At 38.7% G+C, this 25,270-nt stretch carries 25 protein-coding genes and 5 tRNA genes; 23 read left to right on the top strand and 7 right to left on the bottom strand.

The window, feature by feature from the left end:
• Window positions 1-40 precede the first annotated feature (40 nt).
• The 5 genes from rpoD (at window position 41) to MKX72_RS22900 (ending at window position 5,181) form a co-directional block, all read left to right on the top strand.
• The gene (gene rpoD, locus MKX72_RS22920; protein ID WP_013059219.1) at window positions 41-1,174 is read left to right on the top strand and encodes an RNA polymerase sigma factor RpoD; all 1,134 of its coding nucleotides are present in this window, start codon (window positions 41-43) and stop codon (window positions 1,172-1,174) included.
• 384 nt (window positions 1,175-1,558) lie between these two features.
• Window positions 1,559-2,698, top strand: a complete 1,140-nt coding sequence (locus MKX72_RS22915; protein ID WP_028411642.1) for an acyl-CoA dehydrogenase family protein — start codon at window positions 1,559-1,561, stop codon at window positions 2,696-2,698.
• A gap of 131 nt (window positions 2,699-2,829) precedes the next feature.
• Window positions 2,830-3,189, top strand: coding sequence for a cytochrome c550 (gene cccA / locus MKX72_RS22910; protein ID WP_013085044.1), 360 nt, complete (start codon window positions 2,830-2,832; stop codon window positions 3,187-3,189).
• A gap of 169 nt (window positions 3,190-3,358) precedes the next feature.
• Complete coding sequence (locus tag MKX72_RS22905; protein ID WP_028411640.1) at window positions 3,359-4,063, top strand: tRNA (adenine(22)-N(1))-methyltransferase; 705 nt, start codon at window positions 3,359-3,361, stop codon at window positions 4,061-4,063.
• A complete protein-coding gene (locus MKX72_RS22900) occupies window positions 4,060-5,181 on the top strand; it encodes a Nif3-like dinuclear metal center hexameric protein (protein ID WP_155007639.1) in 1,122 nt (373 codons plus the stop codon). Before MKX72_RS22905 ends, MKX72_RS22900 begins: the two co-directional genes overlap by 4 nt.
• A gap of 43 nt (window positions 5,182-5,224) precedes the next feature.
• Here the strand turns inward: MKX72_RS22900 and MKX72_RS22895 are convergent, their stop codons facing one another.
• Window positions 5,225-6,175 carry a 4-hydroxy-3-methylbut-2-enyl diphosphate reductase gene (locus MKX72_RS22895; RefSeq protein ID WP_028411638.1) on the bottom strand — a complete coding sequence of 317 codons (951 nt, stop codon included), beginning with the start codon at window positions 6,173-6,175 and terminating at the stop codon, window positions 5,225-5,227.
• Window positions 6,176-6,303: 128 nt separating this feature from the next.
• Window positions 6,304-7,017 carry a YqfQ family protein gene (locus MKX72_RS22890; protein WP_340760969.1) on the bottom strand — a complete coding sequence of 238 codons (714 nt, stop codon included), beginning with the start codon at window positions 7,015-7,017 and terminating at the stop codon, window positions 6,304-6,306.
• A 176-nt stretch (window positions 7,018-7,193) separates the two neighbouring features.
• Between MKX72_RS22890 and MKX72_RS22885 the strand changes: the two genes are divergently transcribed.
• Window positions 7,194-8,513: a DEAD/DEAH box helicase gene (locus MKX72_RS22885; RefSeq protein WP_013059212.1), complete on the top strand. Its 1,320-nt coding sequence runs from the start codon at window positions 7,194-7,196 to the stop codon at window positions 8,511-8,513.
• A 28-nt stretch (window positions 8,514-8,541) separates the two neighbouring features.
• Window positions 8,542-9,429 (top strand): deoxyribonuclease IV, encoded by an 888-nt coding sequence (locus tag MKX72_RS22880; protein ID WP_028411635.1) that lies wholly within the window; start codon window positions 8,542-8,544, stop codon window positions 9,427-9,429.
• A gap of 49 nt (window positions 9,430-9,478) precedes the next feature.
• Here MKX72_RS22880 and MKX72_RS22875 read toward each other — a convergent pair whose 3' ends face one another.
• Window positions 9,479-9,730, bottom strand: a complete 252-nt coding sequence (locus tag MKX72_RS22875; RefSeq protein WP_013059210.1) for a DUF2624 domain-containing protein — start codon at window positions 9,728-9,730, stop codon at window positions 9,479-9,481.
• A gap of 273 nt (window positions 9,731-10,003) precedes the next feature.
• Here MKX72_RS22875 and MKX72_RS22870 point away from each other — a divergent pair, with 273 nt between their 5' ends.
• From MKX72_RS22870 to MKX72_RS22860, 3 genes are read left to right on the top strand one after another with little or no spacing between them, the layout of a single operon-like run.
• Window positions 10,004-10,783 (top strand): metal ABC transporter ATP-binding protein, encoded by a 780-nt coding sequence (locus MKX72_RS22870; protein ID WP_028411634.1) that lies wholly within the window; start codon window positions 10,004-10,006, stop codon window positions 10,781-10,783.
• Complete coding sequence (locus tag MKX72_RS22865; RefSeq protein ID WP_028411633.1) at window positions 10,780-11,622, top strand: metal ABC transporter permease; 843 nt, start codon at window positions 10,780-10,782, stop codon at window positions 11,620-11,622. The genes MKX72_RS22870 and MKX72_RS22865 overlap by 4 nt, the downstream gene beginning before the upstream one ends.
• Window positions 11,619-12,032: a Fur family transcriptional regulator gene (locus MKX72_RS22860; protein WP_013059207.1), complete on the top strand. Its 414-nt coding sequence runs from the start codon at window positions 11,619-11,621 to the stop codon at window positions 12,030-12,032. The genes MKX72_RS22865 and MKX72_RS22860 overlap by 4 nt, the downstream gene beginning before the upstream one ends.
• Before the next feature lie 30 nt (window positions 12,033-12,062).
• Here the strand turns inward: MKX72_RS22860 and MKX72_RS22855 are convergent, their stop codons facing one another.
• A complete protein-coding gene (locus MKX72_RS22855) occupies window positions 12,063-12,638 on the bottom strand; it encodes a 5' nucleotidase, NT5C type (RefSeq protein WP_034271152.1) in 576 nt (191 codons plus the stop codon).
• A gap of 259 nt (window positions 12,639-12,897) precedes the next feature.
• Here MKX72_RS22855 and MKX72_RS22850 point away from each other — a divergent pair, with 259 nt between their 5' ends.
• On the top strand, window positions 12,898-13,263 hold the full coding sequence (locus tag MKX72_RS22850; RefSeq protein WP_013059205.1) for a hypothetical protein: 366 nt from the start codon (window positions 12,898-12,900) through the stop codon (window positions 13,261-13,263).
• A gap of 36 nt (window positions 13,264-13,299) precedes the next feature.
• On the opposite strand, the gene ispG is transcribed toward MKX72_RS22850, so the two are convergent.
• Window positions 13,300-14,403, bottom strand: a complete 1,104-nt coding sequence (ispG, locus tag MKX72_RS22845) for a flavodoxin-dependent (E)-4-hydroxy-3-methylbut-2-enyl-diphosphate synthase (protein ID WP_201763664.1) — start codon at window positions 14,401-14,403, stop codon at window positions 13,300-13,302.
• Window positions 14,404-14,554: 151 nt separating this feature from the next.
• Window positions 14,555-14,887: a hypothetical protein gene (locus MKX72_RS22840; protein WP_028411630.1), complete on the bottom strand. Its 333-nt coding sequence runs from the start codon at window positions 14,885-14,887 to the stop codon at window positions 14,555-14,557.
• A 76-nt stretch (window positions 14,888-14,963) separates the two neighbouring features.
• Between MKX72_RS22840 and MKX72_RS22835 the strand changes: the two genes are divergently transcribed.
• Window positions 14,964-16,175 carry an MFS transporter gene (locus tag MKX72_RS22835; protein WP_028411629.1) on the top strand — a complete coding sequence of 404 codons (1,212 nt, stop codon included), beginning with the start codon at window positions 14,964-14,966 and terminating at the stop codon, window positions 16,173-16,175.
• A 151-nt stretch (window positions 16,176-16,326) separates the two neighbouring features.
• On the opposite strand, the gene MKX72_RS22830 is transcribed toward MKX72_RS22835, so the two are convergent.
• Window positions 16,327-17,109, bottom strand: a complete 783-nt coding sequence (locus tag MKX72_RS22830) for a DUF1189 domain-containing protein (RefSeq protein WP_049166207.1) — start codon at window positions 17,107-17,109, stop codon at window positions 16,327-16,329.
• Between the two features lie 343 nt (window positions 17,110-17,452).
• On the opposite strand from MKX72_RS22830, the gene MKX72_RS22825 reads away from it, so the two are divergent.
• The 11 genes from MKX72_RS22825 (at window position 17,453) to phoU (ending at window position 25,127) form a co-directional block, all read left to right on the top strand.
• Entirely contained in the window at window positions 17,453-17,938 is a 486-nt protein-coding gene (locus MKX72_RS22825) for a DUF456 domain-containing protein (protein WP_028411626.1), read from the top strand.
• 62 nt (window positions 17,939-18,000) lie between these two features.
• A tRNA-Asn gene (locus tag MKX72_RS22820) sits at window positions 18,001-18,075 on the top strand.
• 1 nt (window position 18,076) lies between these two features.
• Window positions 18,077-18,150 (top strand) — tRNA-Met (locus MKX72_RS22815).
• Window positions 18,151-18,190: 40 nt separating this feature from the next.
• Window positions 18,191-18,265, top strand: a tRNA-Asn gene (locus MKX72_RS22810).
• Between the two features lie 3 nt (window positions 18,266-18,268).
• Window positions 18,269-18,345 (top strand) — tRNA-Ile (locus MKX72_RS22805).
• 11 nt (window positions 18,346-18,356) lie between these two features.
• A tRNA-Ser gene (locus MKX72_RS22800) sits at window positions 18,357-18,449 on the top strand.
• 197 nt (window positions 18,450-18,646) lie between these two features.
• The gene (sodA, locus tag MKX72_RS22795; RefSeq protein WP_155007641.1) at window positions 18,647-19,255 is read left to right on the top strand and encodes a superoxide dismutase SodA; all 609 of its coding nucleotides are present in this window, start codon (window positions 18,647-18,649) and stop codon (window positions 19,253-19,255) included.
• A 129-nt stretch (window positions 19,256-19,384) separates the two neighbouring features.
• On the top strand, window positions 19,385-20,662 hold the full coding sequence (locus tag MKX72_RS22790; protein WP_155007642.1) for an MFS transporter: 1,278 nt from the start codon (window positions 19,385-19,387) through the stop codon (window positions 20,660-20,662).
• 161 nt (window positions 20,663-20,823) lie between these two features.
• Window positions 20,824-23,001, top strand: coding sequence for a peptidoglycan D,D-transpeptidase FtsI family protein (locus MKX72_RS22785; RefSeq protein WP_155007643.1), 2,178 nt, complete (start codon window positions 20,824-20,826; stop codon window positions 22,999-23,001).
• Window positions 23,002-23,647: 646 nt separating this feature from the next.
• Complete coding sequence (gene pstB, locus MKX72_RS22780) at window positions 23,648-24,445, top strand: phosphate ABC transporter ATP-binding protein PstB (protein WP_370506071.1); 798 nt, start codon at window positions 23,648-23,650, stop codon at window positions 24,443-24,445.
• A gap of 22 nt (window positions 24,446-24,467) precedes the next feature.
• Window positions 24,468-25,127, top strand: a complete 660-nt coding sequence (phoU, locus tag MKX72_RS22775) for a phosphate signaling complex protein PhoU (RefSeq protein ID WP_013059193.1) — start codon at window positions 24,468-24,470, stop codon at window positions 25,125-25,127.
• The last annotated feature ends 143 nt before the right edge of the window (window positions 25,128-25,270 follow it).

Genomic DNA, 25,270 nt, shown 5'->3' with positions numbered 1-25,270 from the left:
TTAGAAGGTTTTCCTTAAAATTTTGGAAGGAGGGGATCTGATGGCTGAAAAATCAGCTCAATCAAAACAACTTGATTCAGATTTAACAATTGAACAAGTAAAAGATCAATTGACCGAAATCGGAAAAAAACGTGGTGTGCTAACATACGAAGAAATTGCAGAGCGTATGGCGAACTTCGAAATTGAATCCGATCAAATGGATGAATATTATGAATACCTTGGAGAACAAGGTGTTGAAGTAATGAGTGAATCTGAAGCAAATGATGACGATGCCGATCCCGATATTCAAGAACTGTCAAAAGAAGAAGAGTTTGATTTAAATGATTTAAGTGTACCTCCTGGTGTGAAAATTAATGATCCAGTTCGTATGTACTTAAAAGAAATCGGACGCGTTGACTTATTGTCGGCAGAGGAAGAAATCAATTTAGCAAAACGTATTGAAGAAGGCGATGAAGAAGCGAAACGTCGTCTTGCTGAAGCAAACTTACGTCTTGTGGTAAGTATCGCTAAACGCTATGTTGGACGCGGTATGCTGTTTCTTGATTTGATTCAAGAAGGAAACATGGGTCTTATTAAAGCGGTAGAAAAATTTGATTATCGCAAAGGTTATAAATTCAGTACGTATGCGACATGGTGGATTCGTCAAGCTATTACTCGTGCGATTGCTGACCAAGCAAGAACGATTCGTATCCCTGTTCATATGGTTGAAACGATTAACAAACTAATTCGTGTTCAACGTCAGCTTCTACAAGATTTAGGTCGCGAACCATCTCCTGAAGAAATTGCAGAAGATATGGACTTAACACCAGAAAAAGTTCGTGAAATCTTAAAAATTGCCCAAGAGCCGGTTTCTCTTGAAACGCCAATTGGTGAGGAAGATGATTCTCATTTAGGTGACTTCATTGAAGACCAAGATGCAACATCACCTTCTGAACATGCTGCATATGAATTATTAAAAGAGCAGTTAGAAGACGTCCTTGATACGTTAACAGATCGCGAAGAAAATGTTCTTAGACTCCGCTTTGGTCTGGACGATGGGCGTACGCGTACGCTTGAAGAAGTAGGAAAAGTATTTGGCGTAACGCGTGAGCGTATTCGTCAAATTGAAGCTAAAGCGCTTCGCAAGCTTCGTCACCCTAGTCGAAGCAAACGTTTAAAAGATTTCTTAGAATAGATAAAAGCGTAAATAGCGCTTATGAGATAGCTTCTTTCCCTGCGGAAAGAGGCTGTCTGTTTTTTTATGGAATAAATTTCATGAAAACGCATTTTAAAGAAGTATATTGATTTTTTTACCAACTTTTCTTCTTTCATATATTTTACTGAATTGTCCTTCGTTTTGCAAATGCTCCTTTATATTCTTTTGTTATAGAAGCGTAAGATGTTCAAATTTCATTTAAACATCCGAAAAAAATGGAATCGCTCTCATTTTATTCTTGCATTGATGAATACTCCTCTATTATAACATGAAAAAATTAAAACGTTTTAAAAGTTGAGAAAATTTACAAAAATGAATTATAATTAGATAATGTAAGCGTATACATTTTTAGGGGGAATAAAAATGAATTATGAATTAACCAATGAACAAAAGATGATTCAACGGACGCTGAGAGAATTTTCAGAAGCTGAAGTAGCACCAAATGCACTAGAGCGCGATCGAAGTAAGCAATTTCCGCTTGATGTTTTTAAAAAGTTAAGTGAGCTTGGTGTAATGGGCCTTCCTTTTCCTGAAGAGTATGGTGGCGGAGGCGCAGATACGGTTAGTTTTGCTATTGTCGTAGAGGAGTTAAGTAAAGCTTGTGGCTCTACAGGAATTACATACTCAGCTCATGTTTCGCTCGGGGGGGCACCTATTTATTTATTCGGAACAAAGGAGCAAAAAGAACAGTACCTACCTGCTTTATGCTCCGGGGAATCTTTTGGAGCGTTTGGTTTAACCGAACCGAACGCAGGAAGTGACGCGGGGGGAACGGAGACCGAAGCAGTGTTGAAGGATGGAACATTTAGGATTAATGGAAGTAAATGCTATATTACGAATGCCAGCTATGCAAAGTTTTTAGCTTTAACAGCTGTTACAAACCGTACAGAAGGTAAAAAAGAAATTTCAGCTATTATCGTGCCCACAGAAGCTCGAGGTTTTACTGTAATAGACAATTACGAGAAAATGGGTCTACATGCTTCAAATACAACTGAACTCGTTTTAGAGGATGTTGAAGTGCCTGAAGAGAATTTACTCGGTGTAAGAGGAGAAGGATTCAAACAATTTCTAATGACGCTTGACGGGGGAAGAATTGGAATTGGGGCAATGGCCGTTGGAATCGCTCAAGCGGCTTATGAGAAAGCACTGTCATATGCGCAGGAAAGAAAGCAGTTTGGGAAAGCTATTTCATCGTTTCAAGCGATTCAGTTTAAATTAGCTGATATGGCCATGAAAATTGAGTTAGCAAGAAATATGGTGTATAAAGCAGCGTGGTTAAAAGACCAAGGAAAGCCATTTACGAAAGAAGCAGCTATGTGTAAACTGTATGCTTCTGAAATTTGTATGGAAGTAGCCAGTCAAGCTGTGCAGATTCATGGAGGATACGGCTACATGAAAGAGTATCACGTGGAGCGGTATTTACGGGATGCCAAGCTTTTAGAAATTGGAGAAGGAACTTCGGAAATTCAGCGCTCTGTTATTGCAAGGCAAATTGGCTGTTAAGATAAGCAATAAGAAATTAGTTAATTATGTAAATAAAACCCTTTCACTTATGAGCATTTTCAAGTAAAATAAAAGTGCTTATACTATTTTGTTATTTCTAGGGATGGGAATACATAAAGGGGGTATAGTGAGTGAAGCGAAATCCGCTAATACCATTTTTATTAATTGCGGTAATCGGGATTGCTTTAATGTTAACGCTTTCGTTCAACGGATTGAACAATGCAAAAGAAATCGCGGCTGAAAAAGAAGGCGGTGGCGCGGAACAGCAGGCTTCAGCTAAACCAGAAGAAATTTATCAAAAAACTTGTATTGGTTGTCACGGCGATCAGTATCAAGGTGGAGTAGGTCCTTCGTTAAAAGGAATTGGGAAAAAAGTTTCTCAAGACGAAATTGCAGATATTGTTGTAAACGGTAAAGGAAACATGCCGGCCGGGCTGGTTCCACCGGAAAAAGCGAAGGAAATGGCTAAATGGGTATCCGAAATTAAATAGAGTTCAGAAACATGATTTTCTGGAAAGCCGCTCATTTATAAAGCAGGCTTTTTTTTTATGATGTTTTTATACGCATTCAGCTAGAAGGAAAACATGAAGAGAAATAGGAATCATGCAGCTATCTATGTTAAAATAATGAACAGTAATCACATAGAGAATAGGTGACAAAATGAATGAATTAAACTTATCAACAAGACTTGAAGAAGTAGTAAAGTCGATTCCTTTGGGAGCAAAGATAGCAGACATTGGCTCAGATCATGCGTATTTGCCATGTTTTGCTTATTTAAATGGATATATTAGCGGCGCTGTAGCAGGTGAAATTACAGAAGGTCCCCTGCAATCGGCTATTCAGCAGGTGAAAAAAACAAGCTTAACGGATGTTATTGATGTTCGAAAAGGAAACGGCCTAGAAGTAATATCACCGAATGAAGTAGACTGTATTACAATCTGCGGAATGGGCGGAACGCTTATTACGATGATTTTAGAAGAAGGAAAGGCAAAATTAGAAGGAGTAAAACGACTGGTGCTTCAGCCGAATATTGGTTCACATCATATTCGCAGCTGGCTGATTCAACACAACTGGGAAATCATTGATGAAAAAATCATCGAAGAAGACGGTCGTATGTATGAAGTCATCGTCGCTGAACCTGGAAACCCTTTAGCTCCGTATAACGGGGAAGTGGAAGCCGGTGTGTTAATGGGCCCTATTTTAAAAGAAAAGCGCTCTTCTGCTTTTATGACAAAGTGGACGCATGAACTAAATCATCTTAAACAAATTGTCAGTCAAATGGAACAGGCTCAGTCAGAGGAAAGCAAAGCAAAACTTCAAAAACTTACCCAAGACATCTCATTAATTGAGGAGGCGTTAAAATGAGTAAAATCCCTAACGGATTTCAAGTAATTGAGGCATTTGAATCATTTTCTCCCAAGCATTTAGCGGTTGAAGGAGATAAAATTGGTTTACAGATTGGAACGTTAAACAAGCCTGTAAAAAAAGTAATGGTAACGTTAGATGTTCTTGAAACGGTCGTAGACGAAGCAATTGAAAAACAAGTGGATTTAATTATTGCTCATCATCCTCCTATTTTTAGACCTCTAAAACAAGTGGTTACAGATCGTCCTGAAGGACGTATTTTAGAGAAATGCATTAAGCATGATATTGCCGTATATGCTGCTCATACAAACTTAGATATAGCTAAAGGCGGAGTAAATGACTTGTTAGCCGAAGCGTTGGGGCTACAAGAGACAAAAGTGCTGGTTCCGACAACGTCGATTCAATTGAAAAAGCTAGCTGTATTTGTTCCTTCAAATGACGCTGAAGCAGTGCGCACAGCTATTTGTGATGCGGGAGCTGGACATGTTGGCCTTTACAGCGACTGTACGTTTTCAACAGAAGGCGAAGGCACATTTAAACCTTCTTCAGAAGCCAATCCATACATTGGCTCAAAAGGAGAGCTAGAACGTGTCAATGAAACAAAAGTTGAAACTATTTTTGAAGCGGGTCAACAAAATAAAATTATTCGTGCCATGCTCAGTGCTCATCCTTACGAAGAAGTAGCCTATGACATTTATCCAGTGGAACAAACGGGCGAAACGCTTGGACTTGGACGAATTGGTAAGTTAAAAGAAGAGATGACGTTAAAACAGTTTGCCGATCACGTTAAACAAGCATTGGATGTAGATGGTGTCAGAGTAGTAGGGTCTATGGATGCCACTGTGAAAAAAGTAGCTGTTCTTGGCGGAGACGGAAACAAATATATTACAAACGCAAAATTTAGCGGAGCAGATGCCTATGTAACAGGTGATTTGTATTTCCACGTTGCGCATGATGCAATGGCAATGGGATTAAACGTTGTAGATCCTGGTCATCATGTTGAAAAAGTCATGAGAAAAGGTGTAACACGCGTATTAAACAGTCTTTTTGAAGCGAAAAACTTTGAGTGTGAAGTATTTGATTCAAAAGTAGACACAAACCCATTTACGTTTATGTAACAAAGAAGGTGTTGACGAATGTCAACACCTTCTTTTGCGTCTATTAAGACGATTTTTTTGTTCGAACTTTTGGTAAAATTTTTGAAAGAGGCACACTTTTTTCACGTGTCCATGTTGTTTCATCTTCCGGATCGAACTGATCTAGAAAATTGATGACCTCTTTTGTGATTGGAGTAGGGGTAGATGCGCCTGCCGTAACAGCTACGGTTTTCGCGTTCATCAACCATTCGATCTGAAGCTCTGAGATGTCACCGATGCGATATGCCTCAGTGCCGGCAATCTCCATTGATACTTGAGCTAGACGGTTTGAATTGTTACTTTTAGGATCTCCTACTACGATTGTAACATCTGCTTCACCTGCTTGCTCAGCTACAGCTTCTTGGCGAACTTGTGTAGCTAAACAAATTTCCTTGTGAACTTCAGCGTGCGGATATTTTTCTTTTACTTTTTCCATGACATCTGCAACGTCCCACTGACTCATTGTTGTCTGATTGGTTACAATGACTTTTTCACGTTGAATATTTAAATGGGCTACGTCTTCTGCTTTTTCAATTAAATGAACGATATCTGGTGCGATGCCAAGTGCACCTTCTGGCTCAGGATGATTTCTTTTTCCGATATAAATAACGTCATAACCTTCTTTTTCTTTTTGGCGAATAAGGTCGTGGGTTTTTGTAACATCCGGACATGTAGCATCGATTGTTGTTAAACCTTTTTCTTTTGCTCGTTCTTTTACTTCTGGAGATACTCCGTGCGCCGTAAAAATAACGGTTCCTTCATTTATTTGGTCTAAGATTTCTAGGCGATTAGCACCGTCCAGTGTGATAATGCCGTCCTCTTCAAACGCATCTGTAACGTGTTTATTATGAACAATCATTCCTAAGATATAGATTGGTCGAGGCAATGATTTATCTAAAGCGGCGTTTCGTGCAATGACCATTGCGTCTACTACACCATAACAATAGCCGCGCGGTGCGATTTTAATAACTTTCATTTCAATTTCCTCCTCATCATAATCCTGACGAGCAATTCAACTCGCTTCTATTATATAAAAGAGGAAGGAAGAATACAAAGATATTCTTTTTTTACTTACTGTCTTTACTTACGGAACTAGCAGATTTATCAAATATAAAGTTTTGGTTTAGACACTCGATCTCTAGAGGAAAGTTCAATTTCTTCTTCGAAGAAATCCAGCTCATCATCAGATGAATCCGTGCTTTCTGAGCCTGTTGACAAAACCTTACTGTCTTTGCTTTCATCAGTTTCAGCAACCTCTGTTCCTTCTGCTTCGAGTACTTCATCTGTATCGTCACTTGAGCGCAGGGCTTGATAGATTTTCCATAGAGAAGGAGCATTTTTGACAAGAGGTCCGTATTGTTGAATCATAGGTCCCATCGTTTCCGCAGCTTTTAATACTCGCTGAACATTTCCCATCATGGAGCTTAAGTTAGCAGGGTTCGTTAAACCTTGCAAACCTCCAAGCAGGGAAGAAGAGTTGGTCGCTCCTGCAGCACCTTGGGCTCCTGAAAGGCCTGAAAACAAAGAACCTCGAGGAGCAGCAGCTGCTGCTTGTTGAAAGGGGATGTTTCTATTCCCGCCTCTTCGGAATAGGCGAGTTAAGAAGTTACCTCCTCCACGGTTCAGGCCTTGCTGATTCGGGTAAAATGATTGTTGAGCATTTGTTTGCTGGGCAAAGTTACGAAACTGCTGTAATGGATTAAATTGGCCAAAGTTACCAGGTTGTTGCCCAAAACCGTTTTGCGGTGGCATTCCTGGCATCATTCTTCTTTGCATACCGGGTGGAAATGGTGGTCTTCGCTGTAGCAAAGGACGCACCTCCTTTAGTAAAGTAGATTTTCTTTTACTATCGTATGCAACTCGCGATAAAATGTTTTTGAAACAGGTAATAAGTTTTAGTAATATGAATGAGAAGTAGTCACAGAAGGAAAAATCGATTATAATCATATATTGTGCCTTAAAAGATGAACGTGAATGTAAAAAAGGAGACTATTATGGAAAAAACAAACTTTGAACGTTTTGAGTTTCAACCATTTTTAATAGAAGCAATTAAACAATTAGGTTTTTATCAGCCTACAGAGATTCAAGAGCGCTTAATTCCTTCCGTTTTAAAAGGGGAAAGTGTAATTGGTCAGTCACAAACAGGGACGGGCAAAACACACGCTTATTTGTTGCCTTTACTTGAAAAGGTAGATCCTAAAAAAGAAGAAGTACAAGTTGTAATTACCGCTCCAACTCGTGAGCTTGCTTCTCAAATTTATCAAGAAGTCTTAAAGCTAACAAAACACAGTGCTGAAGGAGAAGAAATTTCAGCAAAATGTTTTATCGGCGGTACAGATAAGCAGCGTACAATCGACAAATTAAAGAAACAGCCTCAAGTGGTTGTAGGAACACCGGCTCGTTTGTTTGATTTAGTAAATGAAAAAGCGTTAGTTGTGTATACAACTAAGGCGTTAGTAGTAGACGAAGCTGATTTAATGCTTGATATGGGATTTTTAGAAGATGTGGACCGTTTGGCAAGCAACATGCCTGAAAAATTACAGATGCTTGTTTTTTCAGCAACGATTCCTGAAAAATTAAAGCCATTCTTAAAAAAATACATGGAAAATCCAAAATTTACGCATGTTTCGCCGAAGCAAGCAGCAGCGGCTAAATTAGAGCATGTATTAGTTCCACTACGTCATCGTAACAAGTTTAAGCTGCTGCACGATATGCTTATTTCGTATAATCCTTATTTAGCTATCGTCTTTACAAATACAAAGAAAATGGCGGACGAAGTAGCAGATGACCTACTGTCTAAAGGCTTAAAAGTAGGAAGAATTCACGGAGACTTATCTCCTCGTGACCGTAAGAAAATGATGAAGCAAATTAATAATTTAGAATTTCAATACGTAGTAGCGACAGATTTAGCAGCTCGCGGTATTGATATTGAAGGGATTTCACACGTTATTAACTTTGAGCTTCCTTCAGATCTAGATTTCTACATTCACCGCGTAGGCCGTACAGCTCGTGCTGGTCATTCTGGAATTGCTGCTACAATCTTCGATGTGGAAGATGAAGATGCAGTAAATAAGCTAGAGAAAATGGGAATCGAGTTTGTAAACAAAGATCTTCAAAAGCAAGAATGGGTTTCTATTGATGACCGTAACCGCCGTAAAAAGCGTGTGAAGAAAGCGGATGAAGTGGGAGAAGAGGCACATCGCTTTATTCAAAAGCCTAAGAAAGTAAAGCCTGGCTATAAGAAAAAACGTGCTCGTGAAATTACAAAGTACGTGCAAAAGAAAAAGCGTAGTGAAAGACGCAACAATCGTTAATCGCAATAGGTTAGAGGTGTAAAAAAGAATGTTGAAAATTGGTTCTCACGTATCGATGAGCGGCAAAAAGATGCTTTTAGGAGCAAGTGAAGAGGCAGCTTCTTATGGAGCAAATACGTTTATGATCTATACAGGCGCTCCACAAAATACTCGTCGCAAAAAGATTGAAGAGCTTAATATTGAAGCTGGTCTTTTGCATATGAAAGAGCATGGAATGAAAGATATTGTTGTACATGCTCCTTATATCATTAATTTAGGGAATACAACAAAGCCCGAAACATTTGAGCTTGGAGTAGATTTCTTAACGTCTGAAATTCAGCGCACCCATGCTCTTGGCGCAAAGCAAATTGTTCTTCATCCAGGGGCTCATGTGGGGGCCGGAGCAGATGCTGGTATTCAGCAAATTATCAACGGTCTAAACGAAGTGTTGACAGCTGATCAAGAAGTTCAAATTGCGCTTGAGACAATGGCTGGAAAAGGAACAGAGTGTGGAAGAAGCTTTGAAGAAATCGCCCAAATTATTGATGGTGTGACGCACAATGAAAAGCTCTCTGTTTGTTTTGACACATGTCACGTACATGATGCTGGTTACGATATCGTTCAAGACTTTGACGGTGTATTAAATGAATTTGACAAAACCGTAGGAATACAGCGAATTAAAGTGCTTCACATCAATGATAGTAAAAATGTATGCGGTGCTCGAAAAGACCGTCATGAAAACATTGGGTTTGGTGAAATCGGATTTGGTGCACTGAATTATATTGTTCATCACCCAGCGTTTAAAGAAGTTCCTAAAATTCTAGAAACTCCTTATGTAGGAGAAGATAAGAAAAATAAAAAAGCGCCATATCAATTGGAAATTGATATGATTCGTGCACAAAGCTTTGATTCAGAGTTAAAACAAAAGCTTATGTAATTTCATATGTGATTGAAAGAGGTCATGTCTACAGACATGACCTCTTCTTTTACATTAACTGCTGAAATAATTCGTTCACGCGTCTGGCAGTTTCACGATCTGTTACTTGAGCAATTTGTTTGATTAAATTTCGGCGCTCTTCAAGGTTATAAATATTTACGGGCTGCTGTCTAATGACAGATACAAGGGTGTGTGCCTGCTGATCTGTAATGGGGATGTTGTATTGTTTGCTATACTTTAAAAGCTCTTTCGGGGTAATATTGTTTACTTTCTTATTGACAATCTGCTGTACAATTTTCATATGATTACCTCCTCGTCATATACAGTTTATGAATAAAAAAGAAAGATGTGACTATATTGTGTAATAAAACAACATTTTGAGTCGGATGAACCTACGGGGGTAAGAAAGCGAAAGAGTGAAACGGCTTAGTTTACAAATAAAAGACAATCCTGTATACTACATTAATGACTAAATCGTAATGATTCTGAGAAAGTAAATGGGTAACGGAGTATACGATAGAAACCGTGCCCTCTTTTGTATGGAGAAATATAAAAAAAGAATGGTGAGGCGCATATGAATACACCTGATATCATTGAAATTGATCATTTATCATTTCAATATGATGGAGTGAATGTATTAGAAGATATAAGTTTTTCAATTCCAAAAGGAGCTTTTTTGGGGCTCGTTGGTCCAAATGGTTCTGGGAAATCAACGCTAATCAAATGTTTGCTTGGTTTGCAAAAACCATCTCAAGGTTCAATTCGTTTATTTGGAAAAGATCAGAGAAGGTTTAAAGAACGAAGTAAAATTGGATATGTATCGCAAAAAGCGAATAGTTTCAACAGCGGCTTTCCTGCTACCGTTTTTGAAGTGGTTTCCACGGGCCTTACTTCAAAACTAGGTTTGTTTCGCTTTATGAATGCTTCTCATAAACAAAAGGTAAAAGAAGCGGTAGAAGCAGTGGGGATGAGCGAATTTTTAAATCGAAACATAGGAGAGCTATCCGGTGGTCAGCAGCAGCGAATTTTTATTGCACGCGCGCTTGTAAGTGAGCCCGAGCTGTTAATTTTAGATGAGCCTACGGTCGGAGTGGATGCACAAAATGTATACACTTTTTATGAGCTTCTTGAAAAGTTAAATAAAGAAAAAGGAATTACGCTTGTGCTTGTTACTCACGATATTGGAACTGTCTCGGAAAAAGTAACCCACGTTGCTTGTTTAAATAAATTTTTACACTTTCATGGGAATGCCAAAGAATTCGAACAGCTTTGTGAACATGACGTATCTATGTTTTATGGTCATAATGTTCATGTGTTAACCCATGATCATCATCATGGAGGGCAGCACGTATGATAAGCAGTTTATTTCAATTTGAGTTTTTGCGAAATGCATTTTTAACAGGTATGATTATTGGCGTCTTAGCTCCTTTATTGGGCACGTTCATCGTAGTAAGACGTCTTTCTTTAATTGCAGACGCGTTAAGTCACGTGACGCTAGCCGGAATTTCTGCGAGCTTGCTTCTTAGTCAGAAAATAGGGTTTATGCAAGGAGTGAACCCCGTCTATTTAGGAATGGTGTCTTCCGTTACAGGGGCTCTTTTTATCGAGAAGCTTCGAGGGGTCTACAAGCACTATCAAGAGCTGGCCATTCCGATTATTTTATCGGGCGGAATTGGTATTAGTGCAATTTGTATCTCGCTGGCAGACGGTTTTAATAATGATTTAATGAATTATTTGTTTGGAAGCGTGAGTGCAGTTAGTCGTTCGGATCTTTGGACAGTTGTTGTCATAGCGGTATTTGTAATAGCTATTGTCTTTTTCTTATATAAAGAATTATTTATTTTATCTTTTGATGAGGAGCATGCTTCTGCTTCTGGAATTAAATCGAAGTGGATGCACTTTTTATTTATCGTGATGGTTGCTCTTGTCATTGCTGTATCGATGCGTATCGTCGGTATTCTATTGGTGTCATCGCTTATGACTCTTCCTGTAGCAGCAAGCATTCGCTTAGCTAGAGGCTTTAAACAAACGATTCTGCTTTCGGTGATTTTTGGTGAAATATCTGTTTTAGGCGGATTATTTTCAGCGTACTACTTGGATTTAGCACCAGGCGGTACAATTGTTGTCATTGCTGTTGTTATTTTAATCATATCTATTATGATTAATAAAGGACGGAAGGGGAAACAAAAATGAATTTAACTGAAGCCATTCATTTATTAAAAGATCAAGGATATAAACATACAGGAAAACGTGAAGAAATGCTTGCCTTGTTTTCAAAATCAAATAAGTACTTAACGGCAAAAGATGTATTAGAATATATGAAGCCTGATTATCCTGGTCTAAGTTTTGATACAATCTACCGTAATTTATCATTATTTGTGGAGTTAGGCGTACTTGAAATGACGGAGCTTTCGAGCGAAAAGCACTTTCGATTTAAATGTGCAACTGCTCATCATCATCACCACTTCATTTGTTTAGATTGTGGAAAAACAAAAGAAATTGAAGCTTGTCCGATGGAGTATGTAGACGAGGATTTGCGAGGGTATAATATTACAGGCCATAAATTCGAAATTTACGGTCAATGTATAGAATGTAATCAATAAAAAAGAGAGGGTGCTATGCACCTCTCTTTTTTATTTTTGCTGTTCTTTTAACCAGTCGGCTACCCACTGATCTGCTTCTAGCCAGTTATATACGCGAACCACTCCTTTTGGAACAGGTAAGCGATTATAAGGAGTATCAAATAAGATAACGGGAATATTGCATTCTTCACTGATTTCACAAGCATTATCATGTTTGTCTTCAAAAAAGATATCAACATCGTATCGTTTTGCTGTCTCAACTTTAAAATGAGAGCCGACTAACTCAATGTGATGAAACGATAGCTCATTTTTTTGAAACCATTCTTCCGTGACGTCCAATAGCTGATCGTGCCTTGCACTAATAAAGAATAATTCGTGCTTTTGATGCCACTTTTGCAAAACCGCTTTTGCATCGTCTGCAAGTGGAGAGGTTTCGTAAATAGAGCGTTCATTTGCTTTAAACCATTTCCCGAGTTCTGCAGGTGATACATTTACAAAAGGGCTGAAATCATATTCTGTAATATCTTCAAGTGTTAAATTTAAGTTAAAGGCTTTATTTAAATGAGGAACAAAAGTTTCAGGAGAGGTAACAGTTCCATCAATGTCAATTCCAAACTTTTTTGTCAACTACGTGCACTCCTTTAATACGTTTATTCTACTTAGGTGCTTGATTATTCTTGTCTAGTGTAACATAAAGCCTAAAGAGAAACAGTAATACTTTTTATACTCCTTAAGAAAAAAGATAAGGATGATTATACGGTGTGGGAATCGTGCAGGTATCTATTTTTGCAAGAAAATGAGCAGCTGTATAAGATTAACACTTATAATTTTTTCTCGCATTCAGATACTATAAATGCTCCTTATTTACGAAAGCGAGGGATTAAGCATGGAGAATGAAGAACAAAGGCGTAGAAAAGATGTATATGAAGCTGATTTCATGGAAGAAACTGCAGCTGAAGTGGGCGTTCCTTACCGAGTAGGAGAGCCACATGCAGAGCGTGAAGTTATAGATATTGACCGCAATCGCAATCATGAAGTCGCTGGACGAGGAGAAGGAACGGGATACGGTCGTTTCGCACTCGTGCTTTCGATTCTTTCACTATTCTTTTTACCAATTATTCTTGGTGCCGCTGGGATTATTCTAGGGTTTATCGCACGCAGAAAAGGAGCACTTACGCTAGGAGCATGGGCAATAGGGATCGGAGTTGTATCGATTATTGTCGGTACGTTTATATTACCGTTCTTTTCATAAAAAAAGCGAGGCGCATATGCGCCTCGCTTTTTTTGGTTATGATTTAGCTGCAGCTTTTTCAGCTTCTTGCTTTGCGTGATATTCAGCAGCAATTTTATCAATTTCTTTTTTTAGTTCCTCAACCATTGTTTCTTCCGGAACTTTGCGTACGATTTCACCTTTGCGGAATAGAAGACCTTCACCGCGTGCTCCTGCAATCCCGATATCAGCTTCACGAGCTTCGCCAGGACCGTTTACAGCGCAGCCAAGTACCGCTACTTTAATCGGTGCTTTTACAGTTGAAATATACTCTTCAACTTCATTAGCAATGCTAATTAAATCAATTTCAATACGTCCGCAAGTTGGGCAAGAAATAAGCGTTGCAGCATTGGAAGCTAAACCGAATGATTTTAGCAACTCGCGTGCAACTTTTACTTCTTCTACAGGATCCGCACTTAAAGAAATACGTAATGTATTTCCGATTCCTTTAGACAAAATAGCGCCAAGACCCGCTGCACTTTTTACAGTTCCCGCAAATAATGTACCCGATTCTGTAATTCCTAAGTGAAGAGGGTAGTCAAAAGCTTGAGCAGCTTTTTCATATGCTTCAATTGCCAAGTTAACATCGGATGCTTTCATTGAAACGATGATGTCATGGAAATCAAGGTCTTCTAAAATTTTAATGTGATGAAGTGCACTTTCTACCATGCCATCTGCTGTCGGATAGCCGTATTTATCTAAAATACGTTTTTCCAGTGAACCGGCGTTAACTCCAATACGAATTGGAATATTTTTAGCTTTTGCAGCATTTACAACAGCTTCCACTTTTTCACGGCGTCCAATATTACCTGGGTTGATACGGATTTTATCCGCTCCGCCTTCAATTGCTTTTAACGCTAAGCGATAGTCAAAATGAATATCTACAACTAATGGAATGTTAATGCGTTTTTTAATTTCAGGGATTGCATCTGCTGCGCGCTCATCTGGACAAGCAACACGAACAACTTGGCATCCTGCTTCTTCTAAACGTTTAATTTCTGCAACCGTTGCTTCAACATCATGTGTTTTAGTGGTTGTCATACTTTGAATAACTAATTCGTTACTGCCCCCAATTGTTAAATCTCCAACTTTAACGGGGCGTGTTTTTGTACGATGTATAATTTCACTCACGTGATAATCTCTCCTTCAAAATGAAATCAAGAATTTGAATTCATTAATAGAATAACTCTTTATGAACAAAATAACTAGTAGAAAGTACTACCTTAGCTATTTTAACAATGACTATCCCATCTTGACAAGAAGAATGCTGTCATTACTTGTAAATAGGGAACTTATACGTTTTTCCAATTTGAATATCTTCAGGCGCTGTACCGTTATTTAACTTCTTAAAGTCTTTAATCATTTGGTTCATAGAAACCGGTATCGATTTTTTTGTAAGCTCTTCAATGACGGACAAAACTGTATCGCCTGGCTTAATTTTTATTTTTGTATAGGTGGAAGAAGAGCTGGCGGCTTTTGTTTCTGCAGGCTGCGCTTTGCTGACTTGAACTGCTTCAGTCGCAGTAGGAATGGTCCCGTATTTAATGTCGTAGTGACAAATATATCCGATAAAAGCGAAAGCGGCTAATGCACATAGCTTTTTCATTATGCTCCTCCTTCATTCTTTTGCTTATGTGTAAAGCCTATGCTTGTCTTACTTAAATATGATTGGAGAACGAAAATTGAAAGAAAAATTAATGATTGTTTCATTAGGCTTATTGCCTTTAATCATGGTGCTGGGAAATTCCATGCTCATTCCTCTGCTGCCAAGCATTCAAAAGTCACTTCACTTAAGTGGAGTCCAAACCAGTTTGATACTGAGTGTATTTTCGATTCCGGCTGCATTGTGTATTCCTGCGGTAGGAATTCTATCAGATCGATATGGACGTAAAAAATTAATTATGTATTCCCTCATCGTGATGATAATCGGTAGCCTTGTCGCTGCTAGTAGCGCTTTGGTCTCTTCTGGAAGCTTTGCTGTGTTGATGGCTGGAAGAGTGATTCAAGGGATTGGCGCTGCTGGTACTACAACGTTGGCAATGGCATTAACTGGAGATGTATTTACAGGGGAAAAAAGAGCAAAAGTCCTTGGGATTTTAGAAGTATATAATGGAGCTGGAAAAGTGGTTGCACCTATAATTGGAGCAACGGCGGCACTCGTTGTATGGTATGCCGCATTTTTTGTGTATCCTTTAGCTGCAGGTGCTGCTTTAGTAGGTATAGCCATGTATGTGAGAGAAGCGAAAACAGGTTCAGATTCAGTATCTGTTGGAGAGTATTTAAAGAGAGCCATTGGGATCGTCTATGATAAAAGAAAATCGCTTTTTCCTTTATTCTTTGTCGGGGGACTGGGGTTGTTTTTATTATTTGGCATTTTATATTACTTATCTTTTTTAATAGAGGAAACGTATCATATAGACGGTTTTTTCAAAGGAACCGCTTTTTTATTTCCTCTTGGCGCGATGACGCTCGTTTCTTATTGGACCGGTCAGCGAATCAAAACAGATGTAGTGCTCATGAAAAAATTGATGATAGTAGGAATGATTCTTTTATTCGTAATGTTTGGAGTATTAACGGTGATTTATACGCTTCCTGTGCTGATGTTTTGTTTGACAGTCGCCTTTGGCGGCTTAGGATTTGTTCTTCCTTGTATTAATATGATGATTACTTCAGCGGCTTCAGACGAAGAAAGAGGATTTATTGTATCCATTTATGGAACGGTGAGATTTTTAGGAGTAGCGTTGGGACCCGTTGTTTTTGAAGTGTGGATGCATACTGAAAGGCTGATGTTTATTTATAGCTTTAGTTTGCTCGCAGCAGGAGGTTTGTGGGTTTTGTATCAGTTGAAAATTTTTTCTTCTGCAATGGGGAGAAGAAAAGTTGTACAGAAATAAAGAGGCTGGGACAAAAGTATGTTAGTTGAAGAAGCTCCGAACAAATTTGATTCTTGATCAAGAATTAAATTCGTTCGGAGCTTTTCATTGGCAGGGTAAACATAGATTTTATGTATGTAGGTGCTTCTAGCCGTTGATTGGATTCATTTCGTTATGTTTCAATCGCTTTATTAGGTTTTACCTTTTTTCTCATAGGAACCCTTGTGACGAGCAATAAGTAAATGAAGAACGTTCCTATCCAGTAAAGAGAGCTATGTGTTGCTAGAGACAAAGAAAAAGCTTCAAAAAGCGTATAAAGCAGCGTGAAGGCTACCGTACTATAAGCGCTCAGTGCCCATAGCTGTTTGAAAGGAAGCTGCTTCTTAGTGATGAGTCCAATCAGTTTTCCAAGATAAGCAAGGCAGGTAATAGAAAGGAAGTTTAGTCCAGATGTTAATACGTACAGTAAAAGCATAGCGATAGGGACAAGTATGTATAAAGAAAATTTTTGTTCGTGCAGCAAGTTTAACAGTTCATTTTTATCTTTATGATGCCAGTTTAGCAACTCATATGAATACGTTTGTGTTTGTGAATTAGTCGTGATATAAATTCCATCCTTTAAAAAACCAATTGCATGAGCAGGGGAATGAAACCGTTCAATAGACTGTGAGGGGTCTAAGATAAAAGCGGTACCGTTTACTTTTTTTGTGAAAGGTTGGCTTGACGTAAGCTGTGAATTTGAAATAGAAAAAGAAGAAACAGATTTCGGGAGATCTGTAGTCGCGGTATGATAGCCGTTTACAATCGTCAAAGTCATAAAGAAAAATGTAGGCAGCAAAGAAATGAATGTTAAAAACAGCACAAAGCCAATTGTTTTATTCGTATGCTCAAAGCGAAGCGACCTTATTTTTTGAAAGGAAGTAAAACTCCATGCTATCTTTTTCAGCATGCTCATTGTAAAGCCTCCTATTATTGAAAATTCTGATTATACCTTATTTTATAGCGGAAATTTAAGGTTTACAATAGATTTTAGAAAACGTTACCAATTACAATGGTGCGATGGAGCGTTTTGTCAAAAGCATTTCTTTATATGTACAGATTTTGCTGTCATTGTTTTTGGGGGTTATTACGGGCAGTTTGAGGACTGTGCTGTTAATAGTGCAGTGGTACACTCGAAAATCGTTATCTGAAGATATATTCGAAAGTAAAATAAAGGAAGGTCTCGTGGTGCAAGGTCTTTCTTTATAGGAGTGGTTATTGTATGATAAATAGTAATAATAAAAAGGATAGGTGCGGGCATGGCTATTTTATGTTGGGCATTAGTTATCATTAGCTTTGTTGTATCGTTTGTTGGGTTGGTTTATCCCATCATCCCAAGCGTGCTATTTGTAGCGCTAGGATTTGTCATATACGGTTTATTTTATGATTTTAGCTCCTATAGCTGGTTATTTTGGGTGATACAAGGATTGTTAGTTGTCGCACTTTTTTTAGCAGACTATATCGCTAATATTATTGGTGTGAAAAAATTCGGAGGCACTAAAGCAGGCGTTTGGGGAAGTACAGTTGGATTGCTTGTGGGTCCGTTTGTTATTCCGGGATTTGGAATTATTTTAGGGCCGTTTATCGGAGCGATTGTAGGAGAACTGATTGTTCATCGGACCACAATTAGCAACGCAGTAAAAATTGGAGTAGGTTCGGTTATTGGCTTTTTTAGTGGCGCTATCTCGAAAGGATTTATTCAACTGTTGATGATTGCCTATTTTTTATACGCTGTTTTAAAATAATATATTGACTTTAGGCCAGAAACATGTTAAATTTTTAATGTCGCTAGTAAATGTTATATTGTTCCACAGTAGCTCAGTGGTAGAGCTATCGGCTGTTAACCGATCGGTCGTAGGTTCGAGTCCTACCTGTGGAGCCATGGCGGTGTAGCTCAGCTGGCTAGAGCGTACGGTTCATACCCGTGAGGTCGGGGGTTCGATCCCCTCCGCCGCTATTTTCCAATTTACGTTTGTGACATACATAATTCATATTGTTCCACAGTAGCTCAGTGGTAGAGCTATCGGCTGTTAACCGATCGGTCGTAGGTTCGAGTCCTACCTGTGGAGCCACGTGGACCCTTAGCTCAGCTGGTTAGAGCAGACGGCTCATAACCGTCCGGTCGCAGGTTCGAGTCCTGCAGGGTCCACCATTTATAGGGTTGGAGGAATACCCAAGTCCGGCTGAAGGGATCGGTCTTGAAAACCGACAGGGGTGTTAAAGCCCGCGGGGGTTCGAATCCCTCTTCCTCCGCCATACTATTGTCTATTCAAAGCTTCTTTTGAGAAAAAGAAGCTTTTTTTATGTTTAAAAGAATAGCGAATGGGAATTAGGTAAATATAAATCATGGATTAGGTACTTTTTATTTGAAAGAGTAGGGTAAATTTGCTAATCTAAACGTATATGGTGCTTTTGCGCCAAAATGCTTACATATTTTGAAGGAGGAATTATTCATGGCTTACAAATTACCAGAACTACCTTATGCATACGATGCACTGGAACCACATATCGACAAAGAAACAATGAATATTCACCACACAAAACATCACAACACATATGTTACAAACCTAAACGCTGCTGTTGAAGGCAAAGCGGATTTAGAAAGCAAAAGTATTGAAGAGTTAATTTCAAACTTAGATGCTGTTCCTGAAGATATCCGTACAGCAGTACGCAATAACGGTGGCGGTCATGCGAACCACTCATTATTTTGGACAATCCTTTGCCCTAACGGCGGCGGTGCTCCAACTGGTGAATTAGCAGACGCTATCGCTAGCAAATTCGGCAGCTTTGATCAATTCAAAGAAGAATTTGCAAATGCAGCTAAAACTCGCTTCGGTTCTGGCTGGGCTTGGTTAGTTGTAAACAACGGCAAATTAGAAGTAACAAGCACACCAAATCAAGATAGCCCATTAATGGAAGGCAAAACGCCAATTCTTGGTCTAGACGTTTGGGAGCACGCTTACTACTTAAATTATCAAAACCGCCGTCCAGATTACATTTCAGCATTCTTTAATGTTGTAAAATGGGACGAAGTTGCTAAGCGTTACGACGCTGCAAAATAAGCTGAAGACGTATTTAAGAGCCAGTAAAGTAATTATTACCTTTACTGGCTTTTTTGTTTTCCAATTCTTTTACATATCTCCTTTTCTTTTTCACACACTAGGTGTAGAAGAGAAAAGGAGTTTTTTGATATGCCTTTATTAAAAAAAGTAGTTGGAGATGTAGAAGTTAGTAAAGATTTACTTTTGCTTTTAATTATAGGCGGTCTTTATGCCTTGGCTATTTCAATTTCCAATTCGTTTGTTAACATTTATCTGTGGAAACAATCAGGCGAATTTTCGGATCTCGCTATTTATAATTTAGCGGTAGTGGTGCTTCAGCCCCTTACGTTTATTTTAGCAGGTAAATGGGCCAAACGAATTGACCGGGTTGTGGTTTTAAGGTTAGGCGTATCTTTTTTAGCTGTTTTTTATATCGCTGTATTGGTCAGTGGAGCTAACGCAGCCGAGTATTTAGTATTGCTTGGTGGACTGCTGGGTATAGGATATGGCTTTTATTGGCTAGCTTTTAATGTGCTAACTTTTGAAATTACAGAACCTGATACAAGAGACTTTTTTAACGGATTTTTAGGGATCTTAAACTCTTTTGCAGGGATGATTGGTCCTTTAGGAGCGGGCTTTGTTATTTCCGCTTTGTATGAATCACTTGGATATAAAATTGTGTTTGGTGTATCTCTGCTATTGTTTGTCGGTGCCGTTGTGCTTAGTTTTTTTATTACAAGACGCGCAGCTGAAGGAGTATACAAATTTAAAGAAGTGTGGGCTGAACGAAAAGTCAACAAAGACTGGAATCGAATATTACAGGCTCATTTCTTTCAAGGATTGCGTGAAGGTACGTTCATTTTTGTCGTATCCGTCATGGTATTTATTACGACGGGAAGTGAATTAGCTTTAGGAACTTATGGACTGGTGAATTCAGCGGTGGCGTTTGTAGGATACTATGTAGCCTCAAGATTTATTAAGCAAAAAAATCGCCTTCGATTTATTTTCACCGGGGGCCTCCTTCTCTATGGAGCAGTCTTTTTGCTTATCTTTAACTTATCGTATCCAAAGTTAATTATATATGCTGTTTGTATTGCCATTGCCTATCCTATTTTGTTGGTTCCATTCATTTCTCTAACGTACGATGTGATTGGACGAGCAAAGGACGTTGTTTCAAAAAGAATCGAATACATTGTTGTCAGAGAAGTATTTCTGAATATTGGGCGCGTTGTTTCCATATCTTTATTTTTAATAGCCGTACTATTTTTTGATGAAGCAAAAAGTATTCCCGTTTTATTAGCTATTGTTGGAGCAGGGCATACGATCATTTATTTTTGTGTAAGACATATCTCACAGCCTCTGCACAAAAAAGAAACGACTGTTGCTCCTCCAGTATTAAATGAAGGAGACGGAGAGTCTCCAGCTTAGAGTATTATCAGCTCCTTCATTTGTACTATGGAAAATGCCTCGCTTTTCTTTTAGAATAAATACGTTGTGTAAATAGGCACCTGCCAGGTGTCTATTTATTTGCTAAATGTCTGATTTTATGGTGTTATGGTATATATGTTTTATAAAGTGTAGGTGTTGGTATGAAAAAGAAAAAAAGAAGAAAAAGTCACGTGCCTTTTCGTGTGAACTTACTTTTCTTGACCGTATTTGCCCTATTTTCCGTATTAATTTTGCGGTTGGGACTTGTTCAAATTGTGTACGGTGAGAATTACGAACGAGAAGTCGAAAAAACACAGGACGTTACAGTCAGTACGCCTGTTCCTCGAGGGAAAATGTACGATCGGTATAACCGCGTAATTGTAGATAATACCTCTTTAAATACGATTACATATACTCGTTTTCAAGGAAATACAGCTGAAGAAAGGCTGCGCATCGCTAAAAAGTTAGCCACTATGATCGATGTTCCTTACACCACAAATGTGATTGATATTCCAGAAAATAGAAAGAATAAAGATGCTAAAAACGTGGTAAAAATTACAGAACGCGACATGAAGGATTATTGGATTATGCTTCACCCTAAAGAAGCGGAGCAGAAAATTACGAAAGCTGATCGTAAAAAAGTTCAAGATGGTGAAATGACTGATGACGAACTGTATCAACGTCAGTTAGACCGCATTTCTAAAAAAGATTTAGAAAGTTTAAAGAGTGATTTAGAAGTTCTAGCTATTAAGCGCCAAATGGAGGCAGGTTATTCTAACACCCCGCAAATTGTTAAAAGCGGTGTGACAAATGAAGAGTATGCCGTTGTAAGTGAGCATTTAGATGAACTTCCGGGTGTTGATACAACAACGTATTGGGATCGCTCATACCCAGAAAACAGCACTCTCCGTACTTTGCTTGGAAATGTATCCTCTGCCAACGAGGGTCTGCCCAAAGATAAAGTACAGTATTACTTATCAAGAGGCTATAGTCGAAATGACCAAGTTGGGACGAGCTATTTAGAGAAGCAATACGAAGCTCAGCTCAGCGGTCAAAAAGAAAAAGTCCAGTATGTAACAGATGATAAAGGAAATCTCCTTGATACAATTCAAGTGTCGAAAGGCGAACGCGGCAGTGATTTAGTTTTAACTATTGATATGGAGCTTCAAAAAGCGGTAGAAAAACAAATTACGGACCAGCTTTTAGCCAAAAAGAAAATGAAAGGAACGCAGTTTTTAGACCGTGCTTTTGTGATTATGATGGATCCTCACACAGGAGAAATCTTAACAATGGCAGGTAAAAAATACACCATTGATAAGAAGACTGGGGTACCTAAAATAGAAGATTTTGCATTAGGGAATATTTCAACATCTTATACAATGGGCTCTGTTGTAAAAGGGGCAACGGTTCTAGCTGGCTTAGATTCAGGAGCTATTAAGCCAAACACAGTGTTCGTTGATGAACCGTTAAAAATTAAAGGAACACCAATTAAGAAATCAGCTGAGGCTGAGGGGTTAGGACCCTTAACGTATTCATCCGCGTTAAAATATTCATCCAACGTATTTATGTTTAAAACGGTAATGGCGATGGCTGGATTAAAGTACCACAAGAACATGACTTTACCGATTAAACCTGACACATTCAGCGAACTGCGTTCGTACTACAGTCAGTTCGGCTTAGGCGTATCAACAGGCATAAACCTCGATAACGAATCAACAGGTGTACAAGGCGGAAGCAATGTTCCAGGTACAGCGCTTGATTTAGGAATTGGCCAGTATGATACGTACACGCCGCTGCAGCTTGTTCAATATACTTCTGCAATAGCTAATGGAGGGTATCGCATCAAGCCGCAGCTAGTAAAAGAAATCCGAAAGCCAACGATAAAAACCGATGAAATTGGCGGTACGCAGCATTCATTTGAACCTGATGTGTTAAATCGTATCACGATGAAAGAAGAATACATTAAAGATGTTCAAAATGGCTTTAAGCGGGTTACGCAGGAACAAGGCGGTACAGGGTACGCAGCTTTCCATACAGCGAACTATAATCCTGCTGGTAAATCTGGAACGGCACAAGCCTATGAGAAAAACCCAAGCGGAGGGGATCCAATTAAAGTTAATAATTCAAACTTTGTGGCCTTTGCTCCGGCAAATGATCCTGAAATTGCAGTAGCTGTCGTGGTACCATCGGCATTTGTGCCAAGTGCACCAAATACCATTACAAAAGAGCTTGCTCGTTCTGCGCTCGATACGTATTTTGATTTAAAGAAAAAAGGTGAACAAGAAGTAAAAGATCAAGAAGAGAATCAACAGGCTGTCATTGCAAACGACGCCAATTAAAGAGGCTGGGAAAAAGCATATTAGTTGAAGTAAGATCCGAACGACGTTGATTAAGAATTAACGCTGTTCGGATTTTTTTATTGAGAGGGTGAACGTAGATTTCATGTAAGTAGGTGCTTTAAGCGGTTGATTGGAGGGCAGGGCGAAGACTTCTGCCGGAAAAGCGGAAGAAGTGAGACCCCGCAGGAGCGGAAGCGACAACGAGGCTCACCGGCCGCCTGCTTGCACGGAAATCAACAGTGGTGTCAGAAGAAGTGATTCGTACTGGCTTATTTATCTAATTTACTTATCTTTATATCAAATTAATTTAGTTATGTCTCAACCTCTTCTTTTTTGTTAGAAATCTTTACATATATGGTTTTTTATTGAATTTAAGGGTCGTAAGAACTAGTTTTTTACCTAAAAAACACGCAGATAGGCCTTCATTTACAAAAGCTTTACATTGAGTTAAAACACAATTAATAGTCGGCTATTATTCTGTAAGTGTAAGGATTAATAGAAATGATCAAAATAAGGGGAAGCGTTCGGCTTCTCGTATGTATTTACACTAATAGTAAACAATAGATATTAAATAGACATAGAGAGACTTTTATTGTGCTCAAAACGGTTAAAGACGATGAAGGAGGATTATCCAATGGCAATAACAATGGAATTGACTAACAAAGAAAAAGTAAATACTCCGCAAACAAAAGAAATTGTATATAAAACAAAAGGTTTGAATTTATGGTATGGCAACACACATGCCTTAAAAAATATTGATTTAGACATTCATGCTAACGAAGTTACCGCGATCATCGGTCCATCGGGCTGCGGAAAATCAACATATATTAAAACGTTAAATCGTATGGTAGAAATGACGCCAATTGTCCGTACATCAGGTGAAATTGAGTATAGAGGAAAAAATATTTTTGATAAATCGTACCATGTGGAAGAGCTGCGCACGCAAGTAGGAATGGTTTTCCAAAAACCAAATCCGTTCCCAAAATCTATTTATGATAATATCGCGTACGGTCCAAGAATTCATGGCGTTCGCAACAAGAAAAAACTAGATGAAATTGTTGAAAAAAGTTTACGAGGAGCAGCTATTTGGGACGAAGTTAAAGATCGTTTGAATCAAAATGCGAATGGGTTGTCAGGTGGACAACAGCAGCGTATCTGTATTGCGCGCTGTTTGGCTATTGAACCCGACGTTATTTTAATGGATGAGCCTACTTCTGCACTCGATCCAATTTCGACATTAAAAGTAGAAGAGTTAGTACAAGAATTAAAGAAAGACTTCAGCATTATTATTGTTACACATAATATGCAGCAAGCGGCACGTATTTCAGATAAAACAGCATTTTTCTTAAATGGAGAAGTGGTAGAGTACGCAGAAACAGATAAAATCTTCTCAATGCCATCTGATAAACGCACAGAAGATTATATTACAGGTCGTTTCGGTTAAGACATACAAGGAGATGGGATGAGTGGTTGTACGCGAAAAGTTTCATGGTGATTTAAAGATATTACGTGAAAAATTATTAGAAATAGGGCGCTTAACGCATGAGGCGTTATCAAAATCAATTGAAGCGTTGCAAACAAGTAACGTTGAGCTGGCGCTAGAAATTATCGACGGTGATTCATACGTGGATGACTTAGAAGAAGAAATTAATGACCTAGCTATCCTACTGATTGCAAAGCAGCAGCCCGTGGCTATTGATTTAAGACGTATTATTGTGGCAATTAAAATTGCTTCGGATGTTGAGCGTATGGCAGATTTTGCCGTTAATGTAGCAAAATCAGCTATACGAATTGGAAACGAAGAATTAATTAAGCCGTTAGAACATGTAAAGAAAATGCACGATATTTCGATTGAAATGCTGAGCCTTTCGTTAAAAGCTTATCACGAAGAAGATCTTGTGTTGGCTAAAAAAGTAGCGGAAATGGACGATCAAGTGGATGAGCTTTACGGAATAACAATTAAAGAACTTTTAAGTCTTGCTAAAGAAAAGCAGGAGGCTATGAACCAAATTACACAGCTTTTATTTGTAGCCCGTTATTTAGAGCGTATGGCTGATCATACCACTAACGTAGCAGAAAGCGTATTTTACCTTGTAAAAGGCAAACGCTACGATTTAAATGAATAGTGGAAAAAGAGGCTGGGACAAAAGTGTTTTAGTTGAAGGAAGATCCGAACGATGAATCGTTCGGATTTTTTTCATTGTATCGAGAAACGTAGGTTTAATGTAGCTGCTTCTAGCTGTTAATGAGAGGGAAGGGCAAAGACTCC

Source organism: Priestia sp. FSL R5-0597 (assembly GCF_038006305.1).
Taxonomy (GTDB): domain Bacteria; phylum Bacillota; class Bacilli; order Bacillales; family Bacillaceae_H; genus Priestia; species Priestia zanthoxyli.
The sequence above is the reverse complement of the archived record's forward strand: the minus strand, read 5'-3'. Positions and strand labels throughout refer to the sequence as shown.

What these genes read in the sequence shown, in the direction of transcription:
- rpoD (WP_013059219.1), top strand. Translation starts at nt 41, where the DNA reads ATGGCTGAAAAATCAGCTCAATCAAAACAACTTGATTCAGATTTAACA.
- MKX72_RS22915 (WP_028411642.1), top strand. Translation starts at nt 1,559, where the DNA reads ATGAATTATGAATTAACCAATGAACAAAAGATGATTCAACGGACGCTG.
- MKX72_RS22905 (WP_028411640.1), top strand. Translation starts at nt 3,359, where the DNA reads ATGAATGAATTAAACTTATCAACAAGACTTGAAGAAGTAGTAAAGTCG.
- MKX72_RS22900 (WP_155007639.1), top strand. Translation starts at nt 4,060, where the DNA reads ATGAGTAAAATCCCTAACGGATTTCAAGTAATTGAGGCATTTGAATCA.
- MKX72_RS22895 (WP_028411638.1), bottom strand. Translation starts at nt 6,175, where the DNA reads ATGAAAGTTATTAAAATCGCACCGCGCGGCTATTGTTATGGTGTAGTA.
- MKX72_RS22885 (WP_013059212.1), top strand. Translation starts at nt 7,194, where the DNA reads ATGGAAAAAACAAACTTTGAACGTTTTGAGTTTCAACCATTTTTAATA.
- MKX72_RS22880 (WP_028411635.1), top strand. Translation starts at nt 8,542, where the DNA reads ATGTTGAAAATTGGTTCTCACGTATCGATGAGCGGCAAAAAGATGCTT.
- MKX72_RS22875 (WP_013059210.1), bottom strand. Translation starts at nt 9,730, where the DNA reads ATGAAAATTGTACAGCAGATTGTCAATAAGAAAGTAAACAATATTACC.
- MKX72_RS22870 (WP_028411634.1), top strand. Translation starts at nt 10,004, where the DNA reads ATGAATACACCTGATATCATTGAAATTGATCATTTATCATTTCAATAT.
- MKX72_RS22865 (WP_028411633.1), top strand. Translation starts at nt 10,780, where the DNA reads ATGATAAGCAGTTTATTTCAATTTGAGTTTTTGCGAAATGCATTTTTA.
- MKX72_RS22860 (WP_013059207.1), top strand. Translation starts at nt 11,619, where the DNA reads ATGAATTTAACTGAAGCCATTCATTTATTAAAAGATCAAGGATATAAA.
- MKX72_RS22850 (WP_013059205.1), top strand. Translation starts at nt 12,898, where the DNA reads ATGGAGAATGAAGAACAAAGGCGTAGAAAAGATGTATATGAAGCTGAT.
- MKX72_RS22840 (WP_028411630.1), bottom strand. Translation starts at nt 14,887, where the DNA reads ATGAAAAAGCTATGTGCATTAGCCGCTTTCGCTTTTATCGGATATATT.
- MKX72_RS22830 (WP_049166207.1), bottom strand. Translation starts at nt 17,109, where the DNA reads ATGAGCATGCTGAAAAAGATAGCATGGAGTTTTACTTCCTTTCAAAAA.
- MKX72_RS22825 (WP_028411626.1), top strand. Translation starts at nt 17,453, where the DNA reads ATGGCTATTTTATGTTGGGCATTAGTTATCATTAGCTTTGTTGTATCG.
- sodA (WP_155007641.1), top strand. Translation starts at nt 18,647, where the DNA reads ATGGCTTACAAATTACCAGAACTACCTTATGCATACGATGCACTGGAA.
- MKX72_RS22790 (WP_155007642.1), top strand. Translation starts at nt 19,385, where the DNA reads ATGCCTTTATTAAAAAAAGTAGTTGGAGATGTAGAAGTTAGTAAAGAT.
- MKX72_RS22785 (WP_155007643.1), top strand. Translation starts at nt 20,824, where the DNA reads ATGAAAAAGAAAAAAAGAAGAAAAAGTCACGTGCCTTTTCGTGTGAAC.
- pstB (WP_370506071.1), top strand. Translation starts at nt 23,648, where the DNA reads ATGGAATTGACTAACAAAGAAAAAGTAAATACTCCGCAAACAAAAGAA.